A 3,906-nucleotide genomic window follows, 5' to 3' on the forward strand; every position below is an offset into this window, starting at 1 on the left:
GTCCACTGGTGATACGGACAGACGAGCATGCCGACGGTCGCCTTGCCCGGCTGCTTCATGATGCGCGAGCCACGATGGCGGCACACGTTGTGGTACGCGCGGATGTTTTCGTCGTCGTCGCGCACGATGATGACCGAAGCCTTGCCGATATCGACCGTATGGACATCGCCCGGCTCAGGCACATCGGCCGTCACGCCGACCAGAATCCAGAGCTTGTGAAAGAACACCTCGACATCGGTTTCGAACACGTCCTGACGGCCGAACAATTCGCCCGGCATGCCATGCCCGGTCTGCCGGCTGTCGAGCAGTTCGCGATGAGTTCTGATGGGGATGACGGTCGACATGGGGGCCTCTTGATGGGTACGCGCCGCAGCGCTGTCTTGAGCATGGGACCCAGTATTGGATCGCCGATTCGCACCGTCAATGCGCTTTATTTACCGTTTGCCATTCCTTTAAGTCATGCGAAAATCGCGTCCGGAAAACGAGCGATTTGACATCGAGAATGCACCGCAGCATGCAGCTCCGGCTACACGAAAACTAAAAACTACGCACTGCCCGAAAGCGCTTCATTACATGCGACCATTCACGCTTTCCCAAGCGCGCGGCTGCATCAACGATCAAGATCAGAGGCAACGATGAAGACTCTCAGAGCAACGAAGGGTTACCGCAGAATCGTTCCGTCGCTTACCGCATTGGTCGAATTCGAGGCGGTAGCCCGCCTCAGTAGTTTTACCTTTGCCGCGACCGAACTGGGCGTGACGCAGTCTGCTGTCAGCCGTCAGATCCGGTTCCTGGAAGAAACGCTCGCTGTCCGGCTCTTTCGCCGCGGACATCGTTCCATCGAGCTGACCGGCGAAGGCGAAGCGCTATACCTCGTGGTGGCCGAGTCGATGCAGAAGATCGCAGGCGTGTTCGACCGTCTGGCGACCACCGGAGTCGAACAGCGCGAACTCGTGCTCGCCTCCACCTCCGCGTTCTCGCAGTTCCGTCTGCTTCCTCGCCTTGCCAACCTGAAGAAGCTCGATCCGCCCCTGCAGCTACGCCTGACGACGCAGATGTTTACGGCCGATCTGCGCCATGTTGAAGTCGACGTAGCGGTGCGCTACGGCGACGGTCAGTGGACGGATGGCACTTCCACGTTGTTGTTCGACGTGGAGGTTTTCCCGGTCTGCTCGCCTCAGTTCCTGAAGGAGAACGACGTGCCGGCATCGCTCGAACAGCTTGCCGGCATGGCGCTCGTCGAATCCGATTCGACGAGCGAGGGCTGGATGGACTGGACCGAATGGTTTCATGCGGTGGGCTATCGTCCGACGCGCCTGAACAAGGTGCTGCGATGCAGCCTGTACACCGATGCGGTACAGGCCGCGCGCTATGGACAAGGCATTGTTCTCGGCTGGAGCCGCCTCGTCGATCACTTGCTGAAGACGGGAGAACTCGTGCGTCTGGAGGTCGCTTCCTTCACGCCTGCCGACTCGTTCTTTGTCGTGGTGCCGCACGGACGCACGATCTCGCCAGTGATCACGCAACTGATCGAGTGGCTGCGGGGCGATCCGGCGATTCGCAACTAGCGCTGATTCCAACGAGGTCTTGCAGCGCAGGGACGACTCGGCGATCGAATGATTCAAAGTCATGCAAGCAGGAAAATAAAGGCCGTTGACTGGCTTTTTCGTCGTTCCGATACTGCCTGGAAATCACATCGGGAGACAGTGCATGTCGGCGATATCCACGCTACACGCGGCCATGCCCGACACGACCGACGACGTCATCAGCTTGCCGCCAGGTCTGCTCGATCGCGTCCGTCACTATCGGCTGGAGCGAGTGCGTCGCCAGCTTCGCAAGAGCCGTGTGCCGGCAATCGTCCTGTACGACCCAGTCAACATCCGGTATGCAACCGACACGTCCAACATGCAGATCTGGACCGGCCGCAATCCGACGCGCTATGTGATGGTCTTTGCGAATGGACCGGTGGTCGGCTTCGAGTTCCACAATTGCGCGCACGTCTGGAATGACGTGCCTGTCGAAGCGGAAATCCGCAGCGCGGTGTGCTGGAATTACTTCAATGCCGGACCGGAAGCCGCGATGAAGGCAAGACAATGGGCGCGCGAAATCGCGGACCTGCTCTATCAGCACGCTCCGTCCGAACGACAGATCGCCGCCGATCGTCTCGACCCCGAAGGCTTGCATGCGCTGGGCGAAGCAGGCATTCGAGTGGTAGATGGTCAGGCGATAATGGAAGTCGCGCGCACCATCAAATCGGACGACGAGATCGTCGTGATGCAGGCTGCCATCGACGTGTGCGAACGCGGCATCGAGCGCATGCACGACGCGTTGCAGCCGGGCATGACCGAACAGGAATTATGGGCATACCTGCACTTCGAAAACATCAGGCTCGGCGGCGAATGGATCGAAACGCGGCTACTGGCGTCGGGGCGCCGCACGAATCCGTGGATGCAGGAATGCAGCCCGAAGGTGATGCGTAAGGGTGAGTTGATCGCGTTCGACACAGACCTCGTCGGTCCTTTTGGTTACTGCGCCGATATCTCGCGCACGTGGACAGTCGGTCATGTTCGTCCGACCGATGACCAGCGGCGCCTCTACGCCGCCGCATACGAGCAACTGGACACGAACATGGCGCTCATCCAGCCCGGCATGACATTCAACGAATTTGCCGGGCGAAGCTGGACGATGCCTGATCACTTTTTGAAGAACCGCTATAGCTGTCTGGCACACGGCGTCGGCATGGTCGACGAATATCCGTCGGTCTCGTACTTCCAGGACCGCGGGTATGACGGCGTTTTCGAAGCCGGCATGACGCTCTGCATCGAGAGCTATATCGGCGATGAAGGCGGCGAGGAAGGCGTAAAGCTCGAGCAGCAGGTGCGTCTGACGGAGAACGGTTGCACGCCGCTTTCCACGTTCCGCTTCGAAATGGACTGGCTTTGAACGTGATCCAGGGCGTGCGCGGGTTGCCCGGGAAACCGCGCACGACAGACTGCCGAGGGTCGCGATGTCCCAAAGGCTTCTATTCGAGAACCTTTTAATCCGGCAGCACGAACCCCTTCAAGATGCGGGTCAGTTCGCTGAAATCCGATTTCGTCTCAAGACGCAGAATGAAATCGAGGATTGCATCGTCGGTGCTCTCGTCTATGACACCAGCGACGATGCTGCGATGCTTGGCAATCACCTCGTTCAAGCTCAACGGATTGCGCGGATCGCCCTTGGCGTACTGGGTGGCGGCTGCGAGCGTGCGACCGTCGGCAAGGGTGACCTCGACACGTGCGGGCCACGCCTCAGGATATCGTGCGTCCAGCGCCGGATCGACGTGGCACGTTACCCTATCCATCAGGCGCTCGATCGCCGGGCTGGTGAATTCTGCCGTCGTGAAATCCACGAAAGAGACGCGTTTCTTGACAAGGCCGAGCGCGACGTTGAACGGTACGCTGAACTGCGCGTCAATCATCAGCCGCGGGCGACGCTTCTGCTCGATTGGCTCACACACAAGCGGCATTGCCGCCTGCACCGTATAAACGACGATGCGTTCGATTGCGTCAAAAGGAAGGTCCGCGCGCACGGCAAGCTGCAGCACGGAATCGTTGATCGATTGGATATAGTAGTTGCAGGGATAGTACTTCATCGCCGTCTGCGCGATGGCAAGCATCTCGCCTTCGCCCACCGACAGCGCCTGCGTTAACGGATCGCCGGAATAAGCATGCAGGTAGCCAAACTTGCCTTCGATGGAAGTAGGCGGCGCCGTGATCCCGTGTTGCGCCAGTTCCGCGGCGATCATGCCGGAATGCGAGGCCCAGCCGCCGTGAAAGCGCTTCGTCCAAGCCCCGTCGGTGACGAATTCGAGCAACCCCGCCGCTTGGCTGCATGCAACCCCTAGTGCATTTGTAACCCTGTCTC

4 protein-coding genes are annotated in these 3,906 nt (G+C 59.6%); 2 read left to right on the forward strand and 2 right to left on the reverse strand.

Going from position 1 to position 3,906, the window contains the following annotated elements; translation table 11 throughout:
* A partial coding sequence (locus AWB67_RS34845; protein ID WP_143328458.1) for an aromatic ring-hydroxylating oxygenase subunit alpha occupies positions 1 to 344 on the reverse strand: 344 nt, incomplete at its 3' end.
* Positions 345 to 635: 291 nt separating this feature from the next.
* On the opposite strand from AWB67_RS34845, the gene AWB67_RS34850 reads away from it, so the two are divergent.
* Together AWB67_RS34850 and AWB67_RS34855 are read left to right on the forward strand one after the other, a co-directional pair.
* Complete coding sequence (locus AWB67_RS34850) at positions 636 to 1,568, forward strand: LysR substrate-binding domain-containing protein (protein WP_087660477.1); 933 nt, start codon at positions 636 to 638, stop codon at positions 1,566 to 1,568.
* Between the two features lie 142 nt (positions 1,569 to 1,710).
* Positions 1,711 to 2,943 carry a M24 family metallopeptidase gene (locus tag AWB67_RS34855; RefSeq protein WP_087660478.1) on the forward strand — a complete coding sequence of 411 codons (1,233 nt, stop codon included), beginning with the start codon at positions 1,711 to 1,713 and terminating at the stop codon, positions 2,941 to 2,943.
* A 94-nt stretch (positions 2,944 to 3,037) separates the two neighbouring features.
* Here the strand turns inward: AWB67_RS34855 and AWB67_RS34860 are convergent.
* On the reverse strand, positions 3,038 to 3,906 hold an 869-nt coding region (locus AWB67_RS34860; protein ID WP_143328459.1), incomplete at its 5' end, for an MmgE/PrpD family protein.

This window comes from Caballeronia terrestris (assembly GCF_001544515.1).
Classification (GTDB): Bacteria; Pseudomonadota; Gammaproteobacteria; order Burkholderiales; family Burkholderiaceae; genus Caballeronia; species Caballeronia terrestris.